The sequence below is a fragment of the Psychrobacter sp. NG27 genome (genome assembly GCF_016106655.1).
Classification (GTDB): Bacteria; Pseudomonadota; Gammaproteobacteria; order Pseudomonadales; family Moraxellaceae; genus Psychrobacter.
Genome location: NZ_JADGIN010000005.1, coordinates 87588 through 113469, shown reverse-complemented (window position 1 = coordinate 113469; position 25882 = coordinate 87588). Strand labels below are relative to the sequence as shown.

Here is a 25882-nt window from a genome sequence, read left to right as displayed (position 1 = left end):
TAACCTCTATCACTTAGGAGAGAGACCATGAGCAACATCCCAGCAGATCTAAAATATATTGCCAGCCACGAGTGGTTGCGCCTAGAAGACGACGGTACGATCACTGTTGGTATCACAGACCATGCTCAAGACCTATTGGGTGATGTGGTATTCGTTGAATTGCCAGATGTGGGCGATATCATCGCTGTCGATGACGAAATCTCTGTTGTTGAATCAGTAAAAGCGGCTTCTGACGTTTATGCACCGATCTCAGGTGAAGTGGTTGCTATCAATGAAGGCCTAGAAGACGATCCTGAAATCATCAACTCTGACCCATACGGCGAAGGTTGGTTCTTCAGAATGAAGCCTGACAATATTGCTGATTACGAAGCACTGTTGACTGCTGATGAGTACGAAAGCGACCTATAAGCTAAGTATGCTCTCAGCGAATAGTGATAATCAAAGTACATCGCTATTTGCCGATGCGCTAACACTTGTAAGAAATTAGCACTCGTCAGAAATTAGTACTGATAAGACACTAGCGCTTATAAGATATGAGACCTAACTAATTATTTTGGATACTGGTACTGACTGGTATCCATACCCCCTATTTGAAAACCCTTTCTTATCAAAAGCGTTTGCTCATTGGGTACGCTTATTGTTTGAAAGCAGCTTTATATATAGATCGTCACCAATCATTATCGCCCGATGTTATTGCTCTCAAGCGTTGTCACATTGAATCGTCACCACTGGTGCAAAGCCTATTAAACAGGCATTTGTCATAGTGAATCTGAAAACACGATCTCATACCGATAACCCAACTCCCAGCATGGATCCCAATATGACCACCAACACCGATAATACAGACAGCGTTGCCACGCCCAATCATACGCCGCAGCTTCAAGCGTTTCGCGATATTGTAGAGTCGCGCCGCTCAGTACGCCGCTTCACTGATACGCCAATACCTGACGATGTATTGGCAGACTGTCTGCGTTTGGCCATGCTAGCGCCGAACTCTAGCAACCTACAGCCGTGGGAGTTTTATGTTATCGATGATGCTGACAATCGCAAACGTGCGGTGAAGAACTGCATGAATCAAAACGCTGCAAAAACAGCAGCACGCTTAATCGCAATCGTTGCTCGTACCGATGTTTGGCAGGATCACGCCCAGCAAGTACTGCGCGAATACCCTGACCAGCCAGTGCCTAAGAAAGTGAAAGACTACTACACCAAAGTCGTCATGATGGACTTTTTGCGAGGACCAGCCAATGTAGTTTCGGCCGCAAAATGGGGCGCGACGCAAGTGGTTAGACGGGTAAAAGGCCCAATAAAATCGCCTTACTATACCTTTGAAGACACCAAAAACTGGGCAACCAACAACACCTCGCTTGCCGCCGAAAACCTGATGCTAGCACTACGCGCTCATGGGTTTGATAGCTGTGCCATGGGCGGCTTCGATGAGCCTGCCATGAAGCGATTGCTAAAGTTAGGCAGCGATCAACATATCATTATGATGATTGGTGCTGGCGAACGTGCTGATAACGGTGTTTATAACAGCCAATTCCGCTTTGATCAGACACAGTTTGTACATTACGTATAACTCACAACTCAAACTATGATTTTATAGTCGGTTCAATATGATTTAGATACAAGGAAGCCGAGTGAAAGTACTACAAGTAGTAGACTAAACGAGACTGACACCGTATCTAATTCATAAAGGATTGGCTGTAACTGCTATTTTCTTTATTACTCCCCTAACCAAGGATTGTCATGACTATCTCTCAAAACCCATCGTTTGATACCTTTCAAGGCTTGTTCAACGAAGCTGAATTTGTCTATCGCCATTTAGGTTCAAATGACACCAAGCAAGCTGACCTACTCAGTGCTGTTGGTTATAAAGACATGCAAAGCTTTATCAATGACACGGTACCTGAGCCAGTACGTTTGCACAAAGAATTGGATTTGCCATTGGCGATGAGTGAGCATGCAGCACTTGCCAAACTGCGTACGATGGCAGACGACATCACCGTCAATAAGAGCTACATCGGTCAAGGCTACTCGCCTGTGCGTATGCCTGCTGTCATTCAGCGCAACGTCCTTGAAAATCCAGGTTGGTATACTGCTTATACGCCTTATCAAGCTGAAATCGCGCAAGGTCGTCTAGAAGCCTTGCTTAACTTCCAACAAGTCTGTATCGACCTGACTGGTCTTGAGCTAGCGGGTGCATCACTACTTGACGAAGCCACGGCAGCGGCAGAATCCATGGCGATGTCAAAGCGTGTGAGCAAAAGCAAATCAACGCAGTATTTCGTCGACGAACGTGTTTATCCGCAGACGCTAGATGTTATCAATACCCGTGCTAAATACTTTGGTTGGGAAGTCATCGTTGGTGATTTTGAAACCGCCAAATCTGGTGACTATTTCGGTGCGCTGTTTCAGTATGTCGGCGCAGAAGGCGATGTTAAAGATTTAACAGATGTCATCGCTGCGGTAAAAGTAAACAAGACCTACGTGAGTGTCGTCAGTGACATCATGAGCTTGGTGCTATTGAAATCACCAGCCGATATGGGTGCCGATGTAGCATTAGGTAGTACGCAGCGTTTCGGTATCCCAATGGGCTTTGGTGGTCCGCATGCTGCCTACTTTGCGTTCTCTGACAAAGCCAAACGCTCAGCACCTGGCCGTATCATTGGTGTCTCAAAAGACTCGCAAGGCAATACTGCATTGCGTATGGCACTACAAACTCGTGAGCAGCATATCCGCCGCGAAAAAGCCAACTCAAACATCTGTACGTCACAAGTATTGCTAGCGAACCTCGCTGGTATGTATGCTGTGTACCATGGCCCAAGCGGTGTCAAACGTATTGCCACTCGTATCCATGCGTTTGCAACTGCCTTTGCTGATGCCATCACTGCAGCCAATGACAGCAGCTTGAATGTGGTACATAATCAATTCTTTGATACCGTCGTTGTTGATTGTGGTTCAGAAAAACTTGCCACACAAATCTTCAAAAATGCAGACAATGTTGGTTATAACTTATGGCGCATCAGCGACACCAAATTGAGCGTCGCTTTTAGTGAAACCAGTGATCAGCAAGATTTTAATACCTTGACTCAATTGTTCGTTAATAAGTCACATGACTTGCCTGAAACCGCTCGTATCTCACTCGATAGCGCGCATTTGCGTACTGACGATATTTTGAGCCATCCTGTATTCAACTCGCATCACACCGAGCACGAGATGCTGCGCTATCTAAAGTCGCTTGAAGACAAAGATCTAGCGATGAACCGCAGCATGATTTCACTGGGCAGCTGCACCATGAAGCTCAACGCCACCAGTGAGATGCTACCCATCACTTGGCCTGAGTTTGCCAACGTGCATCCTTTTGCACCGCGTGATCAAGTCACCGGTTATATCGCGATGATTGATAGTCTCCAAGACCAACTAAAAGCCATTACCGGTTTTGATGATGTGTCTATGCAGCCAAACTCTGGCGCTTCTGGTGAGTATGCGGGTTTGCTTGCTATCCGTCGTTATCATGAATCACTGGGCGAGACCAATCGTGACGTTTGCTTGATCCCTATGTCAGCGCACGGTACCAACCCTGCAACTGCTATGATGATGGGCATGCAAGTGGTCGTGGTCAAAACCGATGAAAACGGCAACGTTGATATTGCTGATCTGACCGCCAAATGCGAAGAGCACAGCGAGCGTTTGGGTGCTTTAATGATTACCTATCCATCGACGCATGGTGTGTTTGAAGAAGGCATCCGTCATATCTGTGATTTGACCCACAAGCATGGTGGTCAAGTCTATATGGACGGCGCAAACATGAACGCTCAGGTAGGTATGATGCAGCCTGCAGATGTTGGTGCTGATGTACTGCACATGAACTTGCACAAGACTTTCTGTATCCCGCATGGCGGCGGTGGCCCAGGTATGGGTCCTATCGGCATGAAGGCGCATTTGGCACCATTTATGGCCAACCATACGCTAAGCCCTGTGCATAATGCACAAAAAGACTGCTCAGCCGTATCAGCAGCACCTTATGGCTCAGCGAGCATTTTGCCTATCTCATGGATGTACATTGCTATGATGGGCCGCGATGGTCTATTAAAAGCCACTGAATTGGCATTATTGAACGCCAACTACGTCGCTGCTGAGTTAAAAGGCCATTACCCTGTCTTGTATGCTGGCAAAAACGGCCGTGTGGCTCACGAATGTATCATCGATATTCGTCCGCTAAAAGAAGAGACTGGCATCAGTGAAAGCGATATTGCCAAGCGCTTGATGGATTATGGTTTCCATTCACCAACCATGAGTTTCCCAGTTGCTGGTACGCTGATGATTGAGCCGACAGAGTCTGAGTCAAAAGAAGAGTTGGACCGTTTTATCAGTGCGCTCAAGTCTATCAAAGCTGAGGCGTTACAAGCCAAAGCTGGCGAAAATGGTTGGACGCTAGAAGACAATCCATTGGTCAATGCGCCGCATACGGCTGCCATGATTACTAGTGGCGAATGGACGCATCCGTACAGCCGTGATACGGCTGCATTCCCGCTGCCTTATATCCGTGCAAACAAGTTCTGGCCAAGCGTGGCGCGTGTCGATGATGCGTATGGTGATAAGAACCTAATGTGCTCTTGCCCAAGTATCGAAAACTATCTGTAATTATCATTTTCGATAGTTATTCTCTGTGGTAAAAAACCTCCAAGTCAGCAGCTGACTTGGAGGCTTTATTTTGCCGGCTTTTTATCTACTACATTAGCAGGTAATATTATGAGTAGCATAAATGATAAGAAAACCATGCAATAAAAGCTTGTATCGATAATAAGCTATTTTTATTAAATTTCTGAAGCCATTATTTGGACATTCTTATGCAACAAAAAGCGCCTAAACAAAAAACTCGCGTCATTCTGATACATGGTCTGCATCAAACCCCATGGATCATGCGGCCATTGGCTAAGCGCCTGCAAGCAGCAGGATTTGATACTCATCAGTTTGGCTACCGTAGTATGCGTGATGGTATCAAAACCAATAGCGCACGCCTAAATAGCTGGCTAGAAAAGAACCATCATCCAGATCAGCCCATAGATCTGGTCGGACACAGCTTGGGCGGTTTGATTATTCGTGACTTTGTCGCTCAGTACCCTAAATGGCAAATTGGACGTTGTGTGACCCTAGGGACGCCGCACGTAGGCAGTGTCTGTGCCGATTATATCTGGCGACTGACTCCTGCTGTCGTAGGTCGATCCTATGTCGATGCTTTGGATGGAACCGTTGCGCCCTTACCAGCTCATATTACGCTAGGCGTGATTGCTGGCAACCGTCCTTATGGTATGGGTCAACTGTTTTTGCAATATCATAATAGCAAGCTGCGCAAATCTGACAAGCCACCACTTAACGAGCAGCTTGCACATGACGGGACCGTATATATAGAGGAAACCAAGATTGAGGCCGCAGCAGACCACATTATCCTGCTCGTCTCGCATACTGGGATGCTAGTGAACCCAGAGGTCGCTGAGCAGACCAGATACTTTTTAGAACATGGACGATTTAAACGCTAAAACCTGAAAAGACGCTTAGACAGAGGTGCTCACTCTTATCAAGTGTTATCTTATTGATCTTTGCCTTATCAAGCATGGATGCCCATACCCTGCTGTAGCTCAGTTTTGTGTTCATTAATGACTGGAATCAAAGTATGAATTACCCAATCATTGCGCCAACCTTTGAGTCCTTGCGGTAGTTCACTAACATCTTTATCAAAAGCAATGACTTCATACAGTTGTCCTAGCCATTTTTTGCGCATTAATACGCTGGCAGGTACGCCGATCGTTTGTGCACGATCATCAATCGCCTGCTGCACCGCTTTTGAGAGTACTTTATTTTTTGAGCGATATGGCGGCAATAGACAAGCTGGGTGCTCAGCAGATGGCAACGCTTTGGCTGCTCTGACAATCTTAAGCAACTCTTCACCATAGACTCGCAGCATACTACGGTGCATGGTCGTTTTATGTGACAGCTCGCGCATGCTGTTTGGCTTTTCGGTGACAATCTCACGGACGGCTTGCTTTTTAATCACAAACGTACGTGGCTGGTTGGTCGCGCGTGCCAGCTCCTCACGCCATGTGGCAACCTCTTTTAGTATTGCCATTTCTTGTGAGTTATAACGATAATCTGCCATCGTCAGGTATACCGCTTCATCTTCAATATGCTGCGTGTTATACAAATCACTGGCATAAAGCTGACAATCAGCCCATACATACTCGTATAGCCCTTGCGATTTTAGGGCATGCTCGATACTCAGATACAACGCTGGCAAATAACGCACGTCATCGATCGCATATTGCTCTTGCTCTTCTGATAAGGGACGCTGGAGCCAGTCAGACTGGCTATGTTCTTTATCAATATGCATGTCTAGCTGATCTGCCAATGCCTGCTGATAGCCCATTTGCAACTGTCCTGTTAAGTAAGACAATGCAATCTGCGTATCAAAGATGTTGGTCAGCGGTGGACAACCAGATAGCAGATAAAAAATCCCTAAATCCTCACCACAAGCATGCCAAATCGCCACATCTACTTTGCGTAGCGCTTCCCATAGCTCAGCCAATTGCAGCTGCGGAGCGTCTAATAAATAAACATGGTCACCTGTATTCAACTGTACAAGTGCCAAACGTGGATAATAGGTATCGCGCTTGATAAACTCAGTATCCAATGCCACTCGTCCGCAAGTGGCCAAGGCATCGATGACCTCAGCCAGTTCACTTTGCTTACGTACCCAAGTAATAGCAACGTCATCAGCAATATCCAATAATGCATCGATATCAATTACATCAAGATCAAGCGCCGCAATATCAGGCGTATGAACATCTGGCTCTGATGGTGATGCTGACATTAACTCAGTATTGGCTACTTCCTGTAATAAACCATCATTGATATCAGAAGGGTTTGAATAAGCTGAAGCGTTTGAAGTGTTGTTGGACACGGGCAGATACCTGCATTAATAGGAGAAAATAAAACGCTAAACTGCGCCTTAATAAAATTAAAAGATAAACAATAATAAAGCAATTATAACAATTTCAATAAATGAATTGGGTAAGACTTTGAAGCAATCAAAACATTATAAAAAAGAACGATTTTGCATGGCTTGACCAAGCGTCATACTATCCAGATACTCAAGCTCGCCGCCCATCGGCACGCCTTGCGCCAGACGTGTCACTTTATTGACATGACGACTCACTGCCTCACGGATAAAGTGAGCGGTGGTCTGCCCCTCAACGGTCGTCCCTGTGGCCAATATCAACTCCTCCACAGGCTCTTGCTTGACTCGCCAGACCAGCTGATCAATATTTAAGTCGTCAGCACTGATACCGTCAATCGGCGATAAATGCCCGCCCAGCACAAAGTAACGGCCGCGATAGCCAGCGGTTTGCTCAATTGCCATCACATCTGCTGCGGTCTCGACCACACATAATAAAGTGTCATCACGCCTAGGGTCTTGGCATAGTGGACAAACCGCATCATCGCTGAAGCTATGACAACGCTGACATTCAACAATATCACGCATGGCATCATCAAGCGCTTGGGCCAGTGACAATCCTTGCGGGCGTTTTTTGCTGAGTAGATGCAATGCCATTCGCTGGGCACTTTTTTGACCGACACCAGGCAAGATACGCAGCTGTTTGACGAGCTGATCAAATTTGGCTGTAAGCAAAGTGGCTTCCTTTAGTTGACTTTATCTAACTGAATTTATAAATCGTAGCTATAAAAATGGGGTCGTATCGTGTCGATAACAACCCCATTTTTGTCTTCAGTATGAAGTATTTAACGCTTAAAACATGCCCTGCATACCTGGTGGCAGACCCATGCCTGAAGTCGCGCCAGCCATTGTTTCTTCGTATAGTGCATCCGCTTGACGAACCGCATCATTGATCGCAGCAGCAATTAAGTCTTCGATCATATCTGGCTCATCTTCTAGCAGACTTGGATCAATAGTCAAACGCTTGACCACATGGCGACCGGTCATCGTTACTTTAACTAGACCACTACCCGATTCTGCATGCACTTCTTTGTTGCCTAGCTCTTTTTTGGCATTTTCAACGTTTGCTTCTACTTTCTTTTGCATCGTTTGTGCTTGTTGCATCAATGCTTGAATGTTCATAGTTGCCTCTTTGTCTTATAATAATAAATGGGATACTTTAAAGTTTAAAATAAAATACTGACAGCATTATACCGCTATCTTTACAAACTGTCTAAACCACGTGCTAAGTCTTTGATAATATCGTCCACATCTTCTAGACCTACCGACAGACGAATCAGGCCATCTTTAACGCCAGCTTCTGCTCTAGCCTCAGCAGTCAGGCGAAAGTGAGTGGTCGTCGCAGGATGGGTAATCGTGGTCTTAGCATCACCCAAATTATTAGTAATAGAAACCATTCGAGTTGAATCAATCACGTGCCACGCAGCCGCTTTTGGGTCAAGGCTAGCAGATGGCTTAACTTCAAAACCCATGATAGCGCCATAGCCACCTTTCATATGATGCTGGCGAGTAGCAAGCTCATGCGCAGGGTGATCACTCAAGCCTGAGAAATGTACCGTGCTCACATTAGGATGATTGACCAAGAATTCTGCGACTTGATTGGCATTTTGACAGTGTGCTTGCATACGTAATTTAAGTGTCTCAAGCCCTTTGGTAAATACCCAAGCATTAAACGGACTCATGCTGATACCGCCTGAGCGCACAACAGTAAACGCTTCTTGCATCAGTTTATCACTACCAACTAGTGCACCGCCTAGCACTCGACCCTGTCCATCTAAATATTTGGTCGCAGAGTGAATCACCACATCCGCACCTAAGTCTAATGGGCGCTGCAAGGCTGGTGTCGCAAAGCAGTTATCGACGACGAGTAATATGTCATTGGCTTTGCATAGCTGACTCAGATAACCGATATCACAAATCTGCGCCAATGGATTACTTGGACTTTCACAATAAATCACTTTGGTATTTGGTTGAACCGCATTGGCCCATGCCTCATTGTCGAAGCAATCAACATAGCTGACTTCAACACCGAATTTGGCCATATAATTGTTAAACAGACCGATAGATGAGCCAAATAACTGGTTGGCCGCGAGCAGATGATCGCCCGCTTTGAGATATGCCAAGCACATGGTCAAAATTGCACCCATACCAGAAGCAGTCGCCACCGCACGCGTGCCGTTCTCTAGTGCGGCTAAACGACGCTCAAAGGTGCGCACGCTTGGGTTGGTATGACGAGAGTAGACATTGCCCGTCTTCTCTCCATTGAAATGCGCGGCGGCATCGGCAGCTGAAGTGTAAACATAAGAGCTGGTGGTAAAAATAGCTTCTGAGTGTTCGCCCTCATCCGTGCGATGTTGACCTGCCCGCACTGCAATGGTTTGCATGCCATAGTCCAGATCTAAATCTAGCGCATCGTTGCGCCAGTTTGGATCTAACCCATCATTTGAATTTTTTTGGTTCAAACTGCTCTCATCATGGTTTTGCGACTGACTCATAAACGTTCCGTTACTTTAGTTAGTATGTTATTGGGTGATATTTTAATTAAGATAAAATGACTGCTTATTCTTCTGATTATCGACCGAATTCATCAGCGTTATCATATCATGTCGACTTATTCCGCACAGCTGGTTTCAGATAGCACCTAAATATTATTTTTGCATACCTAAAAACCCTAAATGCTTACGATTAAATGTCGCCACATATATAGTTAAACAATACTTAAAAAACAATGGTTTTATGAGTCAAATCTAACAAAAATAACGTATTTATAATAGGCAGATATCACAACAGCTGTTAAGCTAGCGACGATTTGAGTACAGCCTTAATTGATATTATGGTAGAACTTTCACCATTGTCATGTTTGAAAATTGCGCAAACCCTTTAATAAGTTGTTTATCAGTATGTTTAGGCTCACTAAGGTAAATTCGTTATGTCACTGTTCAGTCTAGAATCAAGCCACTTATCATTGAGTCTAACGCTAGGGCTGACCTTGGCCTTGAGTGCATGCCAAAGCTTGCCCAAGCAGCCGCATCTGCCTGAAAGCCAAGCATTATCAGAACGTGTACATGAGCTATATCAAAACGATAACAGCGAAACGATTCAGACGGATCTGGTGTCCGCCATCAGTGCTCAGAGTGATATCCATCCTGATTTGTCAGGTTATCATCCGATAGTGACTGGCGCGAACGCGTTTGCCGCTCGTAGCATCTTGACTGATATGGCCACGCGCAGTATCGATGCGCAATATTATATTTGGCATAACGATCAGGCCGGTCAACTGCTCTTAAAAGACTTATGGGATGCCGCCGAGCGCGGTGTTATCGTGCGTTTATTGTTGGATGATTTTAATAACAGTGCCAAGTTTGACCAGCACCTATTACGTTTTGCCAGTCATCCTAATATCGCTGTACGCATTATTAATCCGCTGATGCACCGTAAAATTCCGACGTTGAATTACGTCACAGGGTTGCCACGAATCAATCGCCGGATGCACAACAAGAGCATGACCTTTGATAAGCAGATTACTATCATTGGTGGTCGCAACATTGGCAATGAATACCTAAGTAATGACCAAAGTAGCCAGTTTGCAGATTTGGATGTGCTGCTAATCGGTAAAGTAGTCGCTGATATTGATAACAGCTTCGACAGTTATTGGTCATCTTATTTGTCGTTTGATATCGAGACATTGGCCAAAGTTGATAAGGATGTGACCCTTAACTTTCCAGCCGCACTGGACAAGTTGGGGCTTGATGAAGAAAACAATGAAGGCAGTAGCTTGACGGTCTACAAAGCGGCCATCAAAGACTCTACGATAGACAGTGATCTAATCAATAAACGGGTACCCTTTCGCTGGACAGATATGCAGTTCTTGAGCGATGACGTTGGCAAACTGAGCAAAAGCGTCCCTACCGACAGCAACTTGGTACACCAATTGCGGACGTTACTCGGTAGTCCAACCAAGAAACTAACGATTATCTCATCCTATTTTGTACCGACCAAAGATGGTGTTGACACCTTGGTAAAACTGGCTGAATCGGGTGTCGATATTAAGATTTTGACCAACTCATTTGATGCAACCGATGTCACTGCTGTCCATTCTGGCTATAGCCAATGGCGACCGAATCTGTTGCGCTCAGGCGTCAAAATATACGAGCTAAAATCAACCGCTGCTGAAGAAAAACGTGATAATAAACTGTGGCGCGCACGTAGTCAGTCATCGACCAGCTTGCATGCAAAAACGTTTGCCGTCGATGACTATCAAGTGTTTATTGGCTCATACAACGTTGACCCTCGCTCTGCTAACATCAATACTGAAATGGGTGTCATTATCAATGATGATGAACTTGCCAAGCAGCTACATGGTGCTTTAAGCGATGATTTGTTGAATCAAGCGTATGAAGTCAAACTATTAGATAACGGCAGCTTGCAATGGCACACCATGGAAAATGACAAAGAAGTCGTCTACGACTCAGAACCTAAAGTCGGTATAAGTGACCATGTTTGGCTGACCATTATGTCGTGGTTGCCGATTGACTGGTTACTATAACCCCATGAACCTGCCATATTCTTAATGACAAAACGCTATCCCTGTTGACACTACTTAAGCAAATAATACTTATTTAATCAGAGATTTTGCGATGACATGCGAATGCGGTACATTTTTTGCATGCTGTATCTATATTGCTAAAGACTGCAGAAAACATACCTCAGTTTCCTTTTATAGTGCACAGATCTTATTTGTCCTGATTATATTAAATTGGAAGTGTTGAGTTGCACGTATTGAACTGAATACGTCAACCATTTCTCAGACATACTTCAGTCTAAAACACCAAAATTTACTATTTCTAGACCTATTGTTTTGGCAAGTCATTATTTATAACCGAATGATTTGCCAGTTTTTTATCATGATCGGTTGTCCAAGCGGCCACCGATTTAATGACCACTTTACTCTGTGGATACGTAATCTATTATGCCATCTCGTTCTCAATATGCGTTAATGTCGACCAAAGACAAAAACACGGTACTGTTTATTAGCTCTATCAGTGCTGTGGTGTTTTTTGATTTTTTGATTTATTTGTACATTGCAGATATTGTGTCGGCCGCGTTTTTTCCTATTGATACCGATCCAAATGTGGCCAAGCTACAAGGGTTGGGACTGTTTGTCGTCGGTTATTTGGCACGTCCCTTTGGTGGTATTTTATTTGGTCGATATGGCGATATCATTGGTCGAAAACCGACACTGTTGTTCAGCATACTCGTAACCGCTTGTAGTTTGCTCGCCATGGCGGCGTTGCCAACTTATGCGCAGTGGGGCGTTATTGCACCCATTTTATTTATTTTACTCAGAATCATACAGGGCATGGCATTTGGTCTTTATGTGCCCTTGTCTTGGGTGTTTGTCGCAGAGCACGTACCTCGGCAGTATCTGTCGGTGGCCTGTAGCTACGTGACGGCCAGCTTTTTGGTAGGTGTGCTCTTCTCTAATGCATTTTTTATGTGGCTGTCTAGCTTTATGACGTCGGTACAGCTGGCTGATTATGGCTGGCGTTTACCGTTTTTGGTTGCTGCGGTATTGAGCTTTTTGCCACTAGCGTTCTGGCAACTGGTTGGAGAGACACCATTTTTCCTTGCATTAGATAAGCCTAAGCTTGGCAAAGCGGCACGCCAACCGCTCACCATGCTTTTTAAACGCTGTAAGCACAGTATCTTTGTTGGCATAGTGCTCACTTTAGTGATATCCAGCGTGACTTCTGTCATCGTGCTACTACTGCCGGATCTGATAGAGCTTAACTTTACCTTAGACAGTGATTTGTTTGGGTTTTCCCATAGCTTGGGTATCGTATTCATGATTATCGGCTGCATATTTTATGGAATGATCTCTAACCACGAAAACTTTGGCAAAATACTGGTCATCGGCTCTACTCTCTTAATCGTCCAAATACTAGCCTTCTTTTATCATCTACAAGCAGGCGGCGATTATATCTTGATCATGTATGCACTTTTAGGATTCTGTTCAGGTATCGTTGGTATGGTGCCAGCCATCTTAGTACAATTGTTTCCTACCAATGTACGACTGACGGGTATCGCTTTTTGCTATAATATTACCTATGGTATCGTTGGGGTGCTGATACCTTTTGGCCTTGGCTATGCCACCACATTGATCAGCTTTTCACCTGCACTCTACATTGTGTTTATTGGCTTTGTCGGTATCATTATGGGCATGTATTTTTACAATCTTCCTGAATTCAAAAAGATTGATCACGTCGTCACATAAATATCAGACGGTATACATACAATGATTGACACTAAGGTGCAATGGTATCGCTCATCCATTGCACCTTACCCATTTATTTAAGACACGAATATTAAGGCTCAATAACCATGGTTGATATGACCAACAAACGCCTCTCAGTCGCTCCCATGATCGACTGGACTACAACAGACTATCGTTACTTTGCGCGACTGTTTAACCCGTATACGTATTTATATACCGAGATGATCAGCACTGGTGCATTGATTCATGGTAATCGCGCACGGCACTTGCGCTTTGATACGCTTGAGCACCCACTTGTCTTGCAGCTTGGCGGCGCTGATATTGATGAGATGACACAGTGCGCCGAGTTTGCTCAGCAACACGGCTATGATGAAGTCAATATCAATGTTGGTTGCCCCTCCGATCGTGTCCAGCATAATAAGATAGGCGCCTGTCTGATGGCAGAGCCTAAGACCGTTGCTGATTTGGTCAAGCATATGCAAGCCGCTGTCGACATACCAGTGACCGTAAAGCATCGTATTGGTATTGATGATTTTGATAGCTATGAGTTTATGGTGGATTTCGTGCAGGCAGTGGCAGACGCGGGCTGTACGCGATTCACAGTACATGCGCGTACTGCATGGCTGCAAGGGCTCAGCCCCAAGCAAAACCGCGAGATACCACCACTACGTTATGAGGATGTGTACCGCTTAAAACAGGACTTTCCTGAACTGGATATCGAAATCAATGGCGGCATTGATACGGTTGAAGCCATCAAAACACACTTGCAGCATGTCGATGGTGTGATGATTGGTCGCGCGTTTTATCATAATCCTTACCTGCTAGCAGAAGCCAACAGCTTATGGGGCGAGGCCACACCCAAACGCTCGGATATTTTGGCGCGGCTTTATCCTTATATGCAAGAGCAAATCGAGAAAGGTGAAGCGCTACCCACGATGACGAGACACTACTTAGGACTATTTCAAGGACTGACGGGTGCGCGCAAATGGCGACAAGCATTGAGTGGTAAACCTCAACTAACACTTGATGATGTTAAACGAGCGGCCGATGAAGTATTGGCGCTCAATCCTGATGCCTAGCCCAATCTCTATCTATTATTGGCTACATGTATAGTCATTCCACTATAAAAGTATTACTGCGTTAAACTCGCTTGAAGTATTAAATATACATCTACGCTCGGTTGCCTTGTACTATTTTTAAATTGAATCGACTATAGCAGACCCTAACTAAGATAAATGCCAATCATCATATTGGCATTTATCTTAGTTAGGGTCTGCTTGATATTCAAACCTTAGGCTGCTTGCGCGACATACTGCCACATCGCTGCACCGTTATTGACGATGTGTAACACGATTGGCAGTAGTAGCGAGCCTGACTTAATACGTGCGTAGCAAAATATCAATGCCAACACAACGATGGTACTGATTTCATAAATGCCGTACTGCACATGAATAATGGCAAATATCAAACTCGTTATCATACTCGCGACGATCGCACCGTAATTCTCTGAATATGATGCAGATGAAAACTGTTCTGCAATGGCTGACCATAATATACCGCGAAAGACCACCTCTTCATAAATGGGTGCAACGATGACCATCGCAAAAACCAATAGCCATACCGAGCTGACTGACTGATAGAGAGGATCTACGAAGTCCAGCGGCGTCATATCCAGCAGATACGTGAGCGCCTGACTGACAATCATGAAGATCAGTAACAGCCCAAGCATTCCCATACCTACCGATAGTGAGAACGGCTTTAAGGCTAGATACTGGCGCAGACTACCACCCCTCAAACGAATGATAAAAATGCTGACTGCCAATAGCAGCACACAACCCACTATTATGGAGAGGCTCACAACCGTTCCATCATTACCGCCAAAAAAGAATATATTCCCTATCGATGCGTTTTGGGTAGCAGGTAATACTAGCTTGCCCGCGACATAGATGCCTATCAACTGACTGACAAAAAATGCAAACACCATCCCTACTGTTAGCAGAAATGTACCCAAGCGAGAAAATATCGGCGGAGACTTAGGTGAGGCAGTCATATCAGATGGAGCAGTTACGTTTTTTGGCATAAAGGTATCACTTAAAAAATACTCTGGCAGCTCATATCCATTACAAGCATGACTAATGATATGCTGCTTTTATTTTGACAGTTGCAGCTTGATCAAGCCTAGCACCTGCATTGAGACAGAATGTGGATGCTCAAGTGGGAACATATGGCCCCCTTCATGCGTTTCATAAGCAATACCCAAACGTGACTTGATTTGCTGCGGAAAACGACGCTTTAAAAAGATACTGTCTTGACCAATAATCAATGTAACAGGTACTTTGGGCCCCCGATTTGGTGCCAGCCAATACCAAGAAGGATTGGTACGAAATACATCTACTTCACTGGCTTTAGGAATAGCCAATGTCACCTTGCCATCCGCACGCTCATGCAAGCCGTGATCGATATACCCTTGAAAGCTACGCTCATCAAAGTTTTTGAAAAACCCTTTATGACGCATTTTCTCATACGCGTCTGCGCGACTATCCCATACATCGCGGCGATGCTTGGACACGCCAGCGGGTGACAGTTTATCCATCAGACGATTATCCATGAGGGGCAATCTGTCTGCTGTCTTTGCTAAATGCCACATTAAACTGACCTTGCCATACAGCCAAGGTGGATCCATGAGTACTGCTTGAGCAAACAGTTCAGGCTGACGATACGTGGCCTGCAAGGTACACATAGCGCCCAGCGAATGACCTACCCCTAACACCTGCGCAACACCATGCTTCTCGCAGGCACTTTTTGCGCTATCGATGACTTGTTGCGTCAGACTGCGCCAATGGTCATCTACGGGATAGCTCGGTGTATCGCCCAGCATCGCAATATACTCAATCGTAAAAAACTCTGACAAACCTTCAAAAAATGGCTCGTAGACAGCACTTGGCATTCCATTGGCATGGGCAAAATGAAGCACCGGCTTATTGGTTATCTTAGAGACAGGTAGTGCAGCAAAGGTCTGCAAATTTATTTCATCACTCATAACAGGCTCTCGTGGAAGGGTTTATGTGATATATTATTTTTAATCATTGAGCCTTGTAGCATCATTTAGCCAAACGTCGCTAAGATAGCAACATTCATAACTATCGCGGCATTGATAGCGACTTAGTCTCAAACAAAGATTTTATTTAGCATTACATACAATTAAGGCTGAGCACAATTATATGCTCAGCCCCAACAATCATACACAGTATATCTAAAACATTAAACGCTTAACGCATCTTTACGTTACCTTCTTCTTGTGGTAAAAAACCATCAAGACTAACGCTAGAGCCAATGCCTGCACCCAGTTGCACGGCAAAACGGTCCATAAACGATTGGAACGGATCGTTCGGACTATAACTAATGATCGTATCCAGCTCCAGCTGCTTGCTAAGGCTAGTAATACTACCCTTTTTATCAGCCAACCCTAGCTCGATAGATTGCTCACCTGTCCAGAACAATCCTGAAAACAGTTTGTTTTGTTCAGGATTTTTAAGACGGTCGCCGCGACCTTCTTTTACGGCGTTGATGAAATGCTCGTGCGTATTCGCCAACACCTTTTCAACATGGTTTTCTTCGTAGTCAGTCAATGGACGTGACAAGCTTAAGATATCTTTATACTCACCCGCAGTGATAGTACGATCTTCTACGCCAACTTTATCCATTAAGCCTTTGACATTGTAGCTTGGCATAATGACCCCGATAGAGCCAACCAAACTTGATGGATTGACATAAATCTCATCTGCAGCAGACGCGATATAATAAGCACCCGAGGCACCGATATCACCGATAACCGCATACAGTTTTTTATCTGGGTACTCTTCGCGCAAGTCCATCATCGTCTGCCAGATTTCATCAGACTGTACCGGTGAACCACCAGGTGAGTTAATATCTAGTGCCACCGCTTTTGAATTACTGTTTGCAAAAGCGTCTCTCAGTGCTTCATTGACATCATAGGCATTGGCCACATCGTCACTACTGATAACGCCTTGCAGTTCAACCACAGCCAAATGTGGCTCGCTGGTATCGACCGCATCCATACCTGTCGGCGAACTACTGCACCCACGACCAAGGGTCAAAAATATCAATAAGATATAACCAAAGGTCAGTAGTTTAAAAAAGATGCTCCAGCGACGAGCGCGGCGCTGCTCAACCACACTAGCCAATAAGGTGTTTTCAAGCACCTTCCATTCTTGTCCACTCGGCGAGTTTGGTTGCTGTATTTGTGTTGGCTGATTGGCCGAATTATCGGGACGTTTGTTAGGGTCTGGTGGCCAGTTGGGCATATAACTTCCTAAGTCAGAAACAATCTAAAACAATAAAAGATGATAAAAACAGTCAGATGCTTTCTGACGATATCAATCACCGGTATTAATAGGCTGCTAAGTATGGTGGTATTTTAATAAGGGTTCAATAGTATAACTGTGAAATATCACCATATTGTAACGCCGATTGGATGAGCGATATTTTAAGGACTTTTGATATTGGTATTGGTATTGGTATTGGTATTGACCACATCGTCATGCTTATTTAGAGATGATGCCGCATCTAAAGGTTTATCATCCAAGGTTATGACATTATCAATATTTTGATGACGCATTATATCAGCGGTTATATGTGAGGCACTATGACCAAGCCATTTCGTTTGGCTTGAGGCGATGATCTCATTAAACCCTTCATCCGAGCACAGTAACTCCCACATCTGCCAGACCCGTTGATGGGTATCGGTATTTAGTATGAGCCGTGATACTGCAGGCGTTTCCTGATGTTCAATCACTTTACTGCTCTTCAGCTTAGTATCTGCCAAATGCGTATGTTCCATATCCATCTGAGCTGTCATATCCAATGATTGAAGGGGGTCTGCTGCATTGTACCTTAGCACTTGTATGGGCAAATCAGTATCGATAGCGATACTACAGTCCCAGACACTGGCATCATTAATAGTACTCCAGCCCGTCAACACCTGTATCGTCAAACATCCACTAGGCAATTGCCATATTTTACCCTGATCGCAGCGCTGGGCACTGATATTCGATGCCCTATCAGCTTGGCTGGTGACTTGATAAGCTTGTTGTAGTTGCGTCCATCTATCAGAGCGTCCCGCTTGCCAGTATTGACTGACAGGTAATTTCTGACTTAACTGAGCCATGGTCATTGGCAATAATTCGGACGTTCCGATATCAAAATCAACGCGCTGATCGTTAGTATTAATCGTATCAGTCAGTCCGATACTATTACTTTGTACAATGATACCTTCTAAATTATTGACTGATAAACTGCCCAGCTGCTGCTCTAAAATTGCAGATAATGCATCTGCTGTCAGGCTGCTGGTCATCGTGCGCGCATTTTTCGGTCTATGATCTGCCAAAAATAGCCAATGGGTGCTTTTTTGACGCTTATTTATGCCTGATCGAGCCGCATTATGAGCAATAGGATATTGTAATAATGAAGCACTAATATACGAATCCCCAGTGGGCAAGACATATAAAGTCGGTACGGTTGTGAGCGACTGTTGGTTGGCGTACACCGTCATTATTAACAGCGTCAAAGGGGTCAGCGCCAGCCATCGACTGATAAAACCTCGCGGTAATAGCCAAGGCAGCATAAACAAAAACACCATGAGCACGATGGCTATATTGACTGGTGTATACAGCCAAACACCTGACAGTAATGGCAACGATGTTAGCCACGTGATGAAATCATGCAAAGCGCCAACGATTGCAATGACCAACATCCAGATACCGTCTGCTATCGTAGGGGATAGCAGATAACACAGCCCTGCCAATAAATTCAGCGGTACGATCACCCATCCAAACAAACCTATAGCGAATAGGTTGATTACAAGGCCCCATAATGATGCTTTGCCAAATAAGAGCAATGTGGTTGGTAGTAACGTAATAAATAGCCAAAACTGTAATTTGGCGATGCGTCTCACAACTTGCCAAGCGTGGTTCAATACAGTGTTTTTAGTACGGACATTGTTGCTATTCGTGCCTGAATGGACACGGTGTGGTGCTGATGCAGAAGTATTGTACTGATATGACGTATCATCGTACTTCAGCAATAGCGCCACTGCGATAAAGGACAACCAGTATCCTGCTTGCCATAACACATAAGGATCACGCCATGCCATCAGTATGGCCAATGCCAATAATACCTTCATGGTACTGGTAGGCAACATTGTCAATCTAACTAGACCAATTGCCAGTAGCATCCAAGCTGTCCGTGCAGCTGGCACATCAAATCCTGTGAATAGCGCATAAATAAAAGCAGCCCCAATCATTACCCACCACCGCACTTGCCAGCGCGGAATATAGCGATAACCTATCGGACAAAACCGATTGAATAGCAGTACGACTGTACCCGCCATAACAATGGCTAAAAACAGCACATGAGTCCCTGAAATAGCCAGCAAATGTGAGATACCTGCCAACTGGTACAAGTCTTTGGTATCAAGGCTGATTAAACTACGATCACCAGTAAGTAAGCTCAATGTGACCGCTTTTGCTTGTTGCTCCGCGGTAGAATGTAGTGACCAGTTTTTATAAAAATGCTGACGCAGTTGCCAACGTCCTCGGTCAATATAAGTACGGAAGCGTTGGAGATACGATTGAGAGGTCACTACTTGCTTTGGCAGTGCCTCATAACTGATGGTAGATGTACTGACCGCCAGTATATTAGCAGCACCATCAATTTGGCGACCTCGTAACCAGCGATAGCTATCAAACCCAGAAGGATTGTTAAGTACTTGCTCAGAGCTAGCCAATGGTGTCAGCGCCAAGCTCATAAACAATTGATCACCGGGCTGTAGGTCATTCAATGCTGCCAGTGAGTCACTACTTGATAATGGTTTTGGATAAGCATTGAGCAGTACCCGATATTCGATATTGCCATTATTACTTAGAGTATTATCACTTAGGCTATTTTGCTTATTTTCTAGATGGTTTGACGTACTCTCCGCCAAGTCTTGAGCATCTAGCTCAGCGATCAATGGTGATAAGTTTGTGACCACGGCAACTTGTCGATAGCCACTATCTGTACTGGTATCATAAACACTGTCGCTTAATCCCTCAATACGCACCAAGGCTTGTACTCGTATTGGGTCGATGATTTTGGCAGATTCTGCCTGTTGATGGCTGACCAAGGCTTGTAACGCACTACCGATTACCAATGCGATCGTCAAAATAGCAAACAGTAAATACTTGATGATGCGTAAGGAAAGGTTATTGTTATAAGGCAGGTATGTGGCGTGGTCTTTGACGACTTTTTGAATGACTACTGGTGGAGTATTAAATTGAGCGCTGACCATCAGAATAACAGCTAATACGATGAGTAGCAGAGAGAGTTTAGAGACACTGACCATGTCTAATAAAAACAGGTCGACTGGCACCAACGCATCGTCTGCGACTGCCAAAACGCCCATCATAATGATAATTATTAGGCTGCCAATTAACCAGTACACCAGCACTCCTTGCTTGATGGTTTAACGACATAAGACGGTATCAACTTTATAACGAGTCAGCTAAGGCGTGTCATCAATTAAATTGTGAGGCTTAAAATGAGAAAAATTGTAGATAAACAAGGAAGAAATGGCCGTTAATATGAACATATTGAAAAAATTACTGACGATGTTTAGCAAAATTTAGCCATTTTAAAGCCACTAAATGTATTCATGTGTTAATTGATGACACACCCTAGATTTTAATATTTTGATTATAGATATAAGCATGAATACAGCACCCTATCAATAACAATAACTGGCACATCGTTCAATAGCATTTATATTTATATTGCCCTATACTGATGACAGATATTGAGAGGCTGATTGTCTGACATCAGTATCCTATCTATCGTTATTCACCATTTTTATTCATCATATTACTCTATAGCAGTCCATCAAACTGATTGAGCGGGCTATCGTTAATGATTAAAGGCAATCTTGTGCCCAAAAAACGTCTAAAAGATTTACTTCCTACACCAGAAAAAGTCCTAGAAAGTCGCACCTTAAAATTATTTGCACCGCATTTGGCAGATCCACGATTATGGCATTTCAATCGTCACAGCCTAAATAAAGCGGTCTATATTGGTGTGCTTAGTGCATTTTTCCCATTACCAGGACAGATGTTACTGGCCTTGATTGGCTCGCTTATTTTTCGAGCCAATGTCCCGATGGCACTTGGTCTGACGTGGATTACCAATCCGCTTACCAGCTTGCCTATTTTTTATGCCGGATACTATATTGGTGCAAAGATTTTAGATGCACCAATGATCAGTTTGCGACTCATCGGCAGGATGATTGCTGACTTTAGTTTATGGGTATTGTCAAATGGTGCCAATCCATTTATTACCTATCGCGGCACTGTCTCGATTGCCGCATTTTGTATTGGATTGACGATTTTGGCAGTGGTGACCAGTATTGTTTGCGGACTGGTATTTAAGGCTGTTTGGCGTTATAGAACTGTCGCAAGTTGGCAAAAGCGCCAGAAAAAATCTTCGGTTGAACCGCCTACTTCTTGATAGGATCAGGCTTCAATGCGGTTAAGTGTCTAAAACTAGCAATCGGCGCTCTGACTGAATATCTCAGACACGCCTATACAAGTCATATTTCTTTGTTTTTTTCTATCGCAGCCAATACCTTGTCAGTAAAATCCATATCCATCGGTACAATTTCGATAACTTTATCGTTTTTACATAAGGTGTATCGCTTGCCAGTGGCACTGTCTTGAACCTTCAGATCAAAATCAACCCCAGCCAAAGTAATGGCGTCAAATACAGGGGCAAGCAGATCCATTTGCGACTGTCTATCAATGGTTTCAAACAGGCTCGGATCGATATATGGCTTTAATGGCTCATCACCTTCTTCAGCACTGCCAAAAGCGGCGATTGGATTTTCATCTGCAGTCATTGCATGTGTTCCTATAAAGTGGACATGGCGGCCAATTGATAGCCGCCTTTATATCTGTTGCTATGGAATATTTACTTAATCATACAACAATACATTTCATGAGAAAAGACATCATAAGTGCTAATAAACAACATCTATGTCAGCCTTATATTCTCTGTACACAAAAGTGTTAATATTGCTCCCAATGACCATTACGTAGCAATAACTGACGGTCAGCAAGTGCCGCTAAATTGCGATCATGAGTCACCATCAATAGCGCCGTTTGCATGGTGTTTTGTAGTTCTGACAATAGACCAAAAACACTTTGCGCGTTGTCATAATCCAAGTTACCCGTTGGCTCATCTGCCAAAATAAGCGATGGTTTGGTCACTAGCGCACGCGCAATGGCGACACGCTGACGCTCACCACCTGATAACTCACCAGGTCTATGCATCAATCGATGCTCAAGGCCGACATTCTCCAAAATCTCAATGGCTTGCTTACGAGCGTCTTTCGTCGATACTTCTGGACGCATTAGCAGAGGCATCGCAACGTTTTCAATTGCGGTGAACTCAGCCAATAAATGGTGAAACTGATAAATAAAACCCAAGTGCTTGTTGCGCATGGCACCGCGTTCAGTCTCATTCATGCTGTTTAATAATTGACCATGTAACCAGACTTCACCACTCGTTGGCGTATCCAGTCCGCCAAGCAAATGTAGCAAGGTACTTTTTCCTGAACCACTGGTGCCAACGATGGCAATACGCTCACCGGCATTAACCGTAATATCAAGGCCTGTCAATACCTGTGTACTGACCGCCCCTTCATCATATATCTTATTGATATTGGTCGCCTTTAAAATGGCAGACATAGCGCTTCCTTTATTTTATTTATTTCGATACTTATTTTAATATTTGGTTTGATACTTAATTGCATGCTTAGACGTTTGGGATTACTCGTAGCGTAGTGTTTGAGCTGGCTGAATCTTAGCCGCTCGGCGCGCTGGATATATAGTGGCCAAAAAGCTCAGTACAAACGATGCACCTGTAATCAATACCACATCTAAAAAACGCAATTCTGACGGTAAATAATTCACAAAATATGCATCAAATAGGTTCAGGTTAAAGACTTGATTGATAAAACCCAAAATATCACTGACCGTGAGCGCAAATATCACACCCAATATCGTGCCAGCAACGGTACCGATGACACCGATGACCACACCTTGGACCATAAACACTTGAGTAATTAATCGAGGAGAGGCACCAAAGGTTTTCAAAATCGCAATATCTGCTTTTTTGTCAGTAACGAGCATCACTAGGCTTGAGACAATGTTAAAAGCAGCCACTAAGATAATCAAAAACAATAGCAAGCCGACCATGGCTTTTTCCATTTGAATCGCACCAAATAGATTGCCATGCGTTTGCGTCCAATCATTAGGATACAACTGCTGAGGTGCAATGGCAGCCGCTTTCTCTGCAGCCATTGGCGCTGTGAAGATATCATTGAGCTTCATACGTACGCCCTGCGCCCCTTCTGGCAAACGCAGCAGTTTTGCCGCATCACCCATCGGGATAAATGCCATGAGGCTATCCACTTCGGGGCTGATGGTAAAGATACCGGTTAAGGTAAAACGCTTAAACCGTGGTATCACACCTGCGGGTGATGGTGACGCTTCTGGCAACACTAAAGTTACCTTGTCCCCTATCTGCAAGCCTAAAGACTGTACCATCTCCTCGCCTAACACAATACTGAAATCACCGCTTTGTAAGGTATCAATGCTGCCTTCGACCATATGCTCATTGATGATAGAGACATTTTTTTCGTATTCAGGCTCGACACCTGTCACCATAATCCCTGCGACCTGACCGTTTGATGTCAGCATCCCTTGCAATTGGATAAAAGGGGCAACCGCCGCCACTTCTGGATCTTCTTTAATCTTGTCAGCCAATTGTTCCCAATCACTGATGATCTCGCTTGAGACCACAGTCGCCTGCGGCACCATGCCCAAAATACGGGTTTTTAATTCACGATCAAAACCATTCATCACCGATAGCACCGTAATCAATACGGCAACCCCAAGCGTCAGACCAATCATTGAGATGAGTGATATAAATGAGATAAAGCCATTACTGCGCTCTGCTCGGGTGTATCGTAAGCCAATAAATAACGCTAAAGGACGAAACATATTCAAACTCTTTATCTTATCTACGTACGACTTTATATAGGCTACAAAACGAGCAGCAACAAATGCATCACAAGCCTGCGCTTGCCTTACGCACATATAAATCGAACACAAAAACAGGGGTTCAGACGAGCCAAAAACGGCCATCAAAAGGGAGCTAGTTTGACACAATTTGGCGGATATGTGCCAGTCATTAGCTAAAACTGAGCGTATTATTCACCAAAAAACTGGGTTTTGTTGTTATTATTTTTTATAGAGGTCTTGCTATTAGGTGTGTCAATACCTATATATTATAGGCTAAAGACAATTGTCATTAACCCCTCATTGCGGTTTCTGATCTTTTGCGAGCTAGGCTGCTGACCCTCATACACCAAGCGCTCAGCGTATTGGATAATGCATAAGCGACCGCCGTATTAGATTAAAACCCCAAGCTGACTTAATTTTGAGTATTTTCATGACCATAAACTATCAATATAAAAACATTCAAGCGCCCACCAAGATCACGCTGACCGATGAGCAGTCTACCGGTCACGGTGATCACTGGCGTATCCTGACCGATGACATGAGTCATGATGTGCCAGAATGGCTACAAAAAATGATTGAAGTCGCAGCAATGCCTAAAGGTCTCAACAACAATGTGAGCGCGCAAGACAGCTGCTTGTTGTTGTCAGAAGATCAACCCTGCCACATCAATCAAGTACTGGCGATGAAAGATGGTAAGCCTGAATGCTTTATCAATGCCTACCCTTGTGTGGACAGCCCTTATGGGCTCAATTGTAAAATTGAGCGTGTCATCGCCAATGACAACTCTCATGATGCCGTTTTACGCTTACGTACGGCTGATGGCAGTATCATTTATGCTTTTGATCAGCTTTACACGGCCAATCGCCACTTATATCAGCGTGACGCCTATTATTACGTGAATTTTAGCGCATGGGCGCACGAGATTAAGCTCAGTGAGCAGAACGAAGTCATTATGGTGGAGGATCAAGAATCCATCCGCTATCACCGTGCCTTTAATGATATTGTTGCGGCGAATGACGGAAATATCCCAGATGATTTACAAGAGCAGATAGCCAAGTGGAAATCTGAAACCAAAGAGCAAATGGCACCCATCGAAATCAATTTGGGTCACATGTGCGCGTACTTGTTTGGTGATACCTTGGGTCAAGAGGACGAAGCATGGTGCCAAGGTCAAGTGCTTGGCAAACAAGAAACCGTATTTAATGGCAAGTCTATTATTTTGTTTGATGTCGTGACATTACGTGAGCAAGATGCAGATCCGTTCGTTGTGCGTGTTGGCGCGCTTAATACACCTGAAACTGCCAGTATCAACGTACATGATTATGTACAAGCCAACGTCTGGCTACAGGCGGCCATATATAAAGAAAATCAAAAAACCGTTTCACAGTCATCAAAAGCCAGCTAATCAAATAACGACTGGGTGACCGTCGCATTTATCAATAAAAAAGCCTCTAATTTGTA

At 44.3% G+C, this 25882-nt stretch carries 20 protein-coding genes; 9 read left to right on the top strand and 11 right to left on the bottom strand.

What is annotated here, in order from left to right; translation table 11 throughout:
- Positions 1-27 precede the first annotated feature (27 nt).
- The 4 genes from gcvH to IP485_RS09600 all read left to right on the top strand — a co-directional run bounded on the left by gcvH (position 28) and on the right by IP485_RS09600 (position 5543).
- Positions 28-408 carry a glycine cleavage system protein GcvH gene (gcvH, locus tag IP485_RS09615; protein ID WP_194363998.1) on the top strand — a complete coding sequence of 127 codons (381 nt, stop codon included), beginning with the start codon at positions 28-30 and terminating at the stop codon, positions 406-408.
- A gap of 412 nt (positions 409-820) precedes the next feature.
- Positions 821-1579 (top strand): nitroreductase family protein, encoded by a 759-nt coding sequence (locus tag IP485_RS09610; RefSeq protein WP_198327041.1) that lies wholly within the window; start codon positions 821-823, stop codon positions 1577-1579.
- Between the two features lie 170 nt (positions 1580-1749).
- The gene (gcvP, locus tag IP485_RS09605) at positions 1750-4647 is read left to right on the top strand and encodes an aminomethyl-transferring glycine dehydrogenase (protein WP_198327040.1); all 2898 of its coding nucleotides are present in this window, start codon (positions 1750-1752) and stop codon (positions 4645-4647) included.
- A 206-nt stretch (positions 4648-4853) separates the two neighbouring features.
- Positions 4854-5543, top strand: a complete 690-nt coding sequence (locus IP485_RS09600; RefSeq protein WP_198327039.1) for an esterase/lipase family protein — start codon at positions 4854-4856, stop codon at positions 5541-5543.
- A 68-nt stretch (positions 5544-5611) separates the two neighbouring features.
- Here IP485_RS09600 and IP485_RS09595 read toward each other — a convergent pair whose 3' ends face one another.
- From IP485_RS09595 to IP485_RS09580, 4 genes are all read right to left on the bottom strand, one after another.
- Positions 5612-6961: a ribonuclease D gene (locus IP485_RS09595; protein ID WP_320159131.1), complete on the bottom strand. Its 1350-nt coding sequence runs from the start codon at positions 6959-6961 to the stop codon at positions 5612-5614.
- 135 nt (positions 6962-7096) lie between these two features.
- Positions 7097-7690, bottom strand: coding sequence for a recombination mediator RecR (recR, locus tag IP485_RS09590; RefSeq protein ID WP_194363994.1), 594 nt, complete (start codon positions 7688-7690; stop codon positions 7097-7099).
- A 117-nt stretch (positions 7691-7807) separates the two neighbouring features.
- Positions 7808-8137 (bottom strand): YbaB/EbfC family nucleoid-associated protein, encoded by a 330-nt coding sequence (locus IP485_RS09585; RefSeq protein WP_198327038.1) that lies wholly within the window; start codon positions 8135-8137, stop codon positions 7808-7810.
- 80 nt (positions 8138-8217) lie between these two features.
- Positions 8218-9510: an O-succinylhomoserine sulfhydrylase gene (locus tag IP485_RS09580; RefSeq protein ID WP_198327037.1), complete on the bottom strand. Its 1293-nt coding sequence runs from the start codon at positions 9508-9510 to the stop codon at positions 8218-8220.
- A 434-nt stretch (positions 9511-9944) separates the two neighbouring features.
- Here IP485_RS09580 and IP485_RS09575 point away from each other — a divergent pair, with 434 nt between their 5' ends.
- From IP485_RS09575 to dusA, 3 genes are all read left to right on the top strand, one after another.
- Entirely contained in the window at positions 9945-11561 is a 1617-nt protein-coding gene (locus IP485_RS09575; RefSeq protein ID WP_198327036.1) for a phospholipase D family protein, read from the top strand.
- Between the two features lie 423 nt (positions 11562-11984).
- Positions 11985-13289, top strand: a complete 1305-nt coding sequence (locus tag IP485_RS09570) for an MFS transporter (protein WP_198327035.1) — start codon at positions 11985-11987, stop codon at positions 13287-13289.
- 107 nt (positions 13290-13396) lie between these two features.
- Entirely contained in the window at positions 13397-14368 is a 972-nt protein-coding gene (dusA, locus tag IP485_RS09565) for a tRNA dihydrouridine(20/20a) synthase DusA (protein WP_198327034.1), read from the top strand.
- 212 nt (positions 14369-14580) lie between these two features.
- Here dusA and IP485_RS09560 read toward each other — a convergent pair whose 3' ends face one another.
- The 4 genes from IP485_RS09560 to IP485_RS09545 form a co-directional block, all read right to left on the bottom strand.
- Complete coding sequence (locus tag IP485_RS09560) at positions 14581-15369, bottom strand: CPBP family intramembrane glutamic endopeptidase (RefSeq protein WP_227686507.1); 789 nt, start codon at positions 15367-15369, stop codon at positions 14581-14583.
- 69 nt (positions 15370-15438) lie between these two features.
- Positions 15439-16329 carry an alpha/beta hydrolase gene (locus IP485_RS09555; RefSeq protein WP_198327033.1) on the bottom strand — a complete coding sequence of 297 codons (891 nt, stop codon included), beginning with the start codon at positions 16327-16329 and terminating at the stop codon, positions 15439-15441.
- A 229-nt stretch (positions 16330-16558) separates the two neighbouring features.
- Positions 16559-17614: a signal peptide peptidase SppA gene (gene sppA / locus IP485_RS09550; RefSeq protein WP_198327032.1), complete on the bottom strand. Its 1056-nt coding sequence runs from the start codon at positions 17612-17614 to the stop codon at positions 16559-16561.
- Between the two features lie 182 nt (positions 17615-17796).
- Complete coding sequence (locus IP485_RS09545) at positions 17797-20790, bottom strand: ComEC/Rec2 family competence protein (protein WP_198327031.1); 2994 nt, start codon at positions 20788-20790, stop codon at positions 17797-17799.
- A 479-nt stretch (positions 20791-21269) separates the two neighbouring features.
- On the opposite strand from IP485_RS09545, the gene IP485_RS09540 reads away from it, so the two are divergent.
- On the top strand, positions 21270-21845 hold the full coding sequence (locus tag IP485_RS09540) for a DUF2062 domain-containing protein (RefSeq protein WP_320158532.1): 576 nt from the start codon (positions 21270-21272) through the stop codon (positions 21843-21845).
- A gap of 82 nt (positions 21846-21927) precedes the next feature.
- On the opposite strand, the gene IP485_RS09535 is transcribed toward IP485_RS09540, so the two are convergent.
- From IP485_RS09535 to IP485_RS09525, 3 genes are all read right to left on the bottom strand, one after another.
- On the bottom strand, positions 21928-22233 hold the full coding sequence (locus IP485_RS09535) for a hypothetical protein (RefSeq protein WP_194363985.1): 306 nt from the start codon (positions 22231-22233) through the stop codon (positions 21928-21930).
- 169 nt (positions 22234-22402) lie between these two features.
- The gene (gene lolD / locus IP485_RS09530) at positions 22403-23083 is read right to left on the bottom strand and encodes a lipoprotein-releasing ABC transporter ATP-binding protein LolD (RefSeq protein WP_197177287.1); all 681 of its coding nucleotides are present in this window, start codon (positions 23081-23083) and stop codon (positions 22403-22405) included.
- An 81-nt stretch (positions 23084-23164) separates the two neighbouring features.
- Complete coding sequence (locus tag IP485_RS09525; protein ID WP_198327030.1) at positions 23165-24400, bottom strand: lipoprotein-releasing ABC transporter permease subunit; 1236 nt, start codon at positions 24398-24400, stop codon at positions 23165-23167.
- A 451-nt stretch (positions 24401-24851) separates the two neighbouring features.
- On the opposite strand from IP485_RS09525, the gene IP485_RS09520 reads away from it, so the two are divergent.
- Positions 24852-25826, top strand: coding sequence for a hypothetical protein (locus IP485_RS09520; RefSeq protein WP_198327029.1), 975 nt, complete (start codon positions 24852-24854; stop codon positions 25824-25826).
- Positions 25827-25882: the final 56 nt, after the last annotated feature.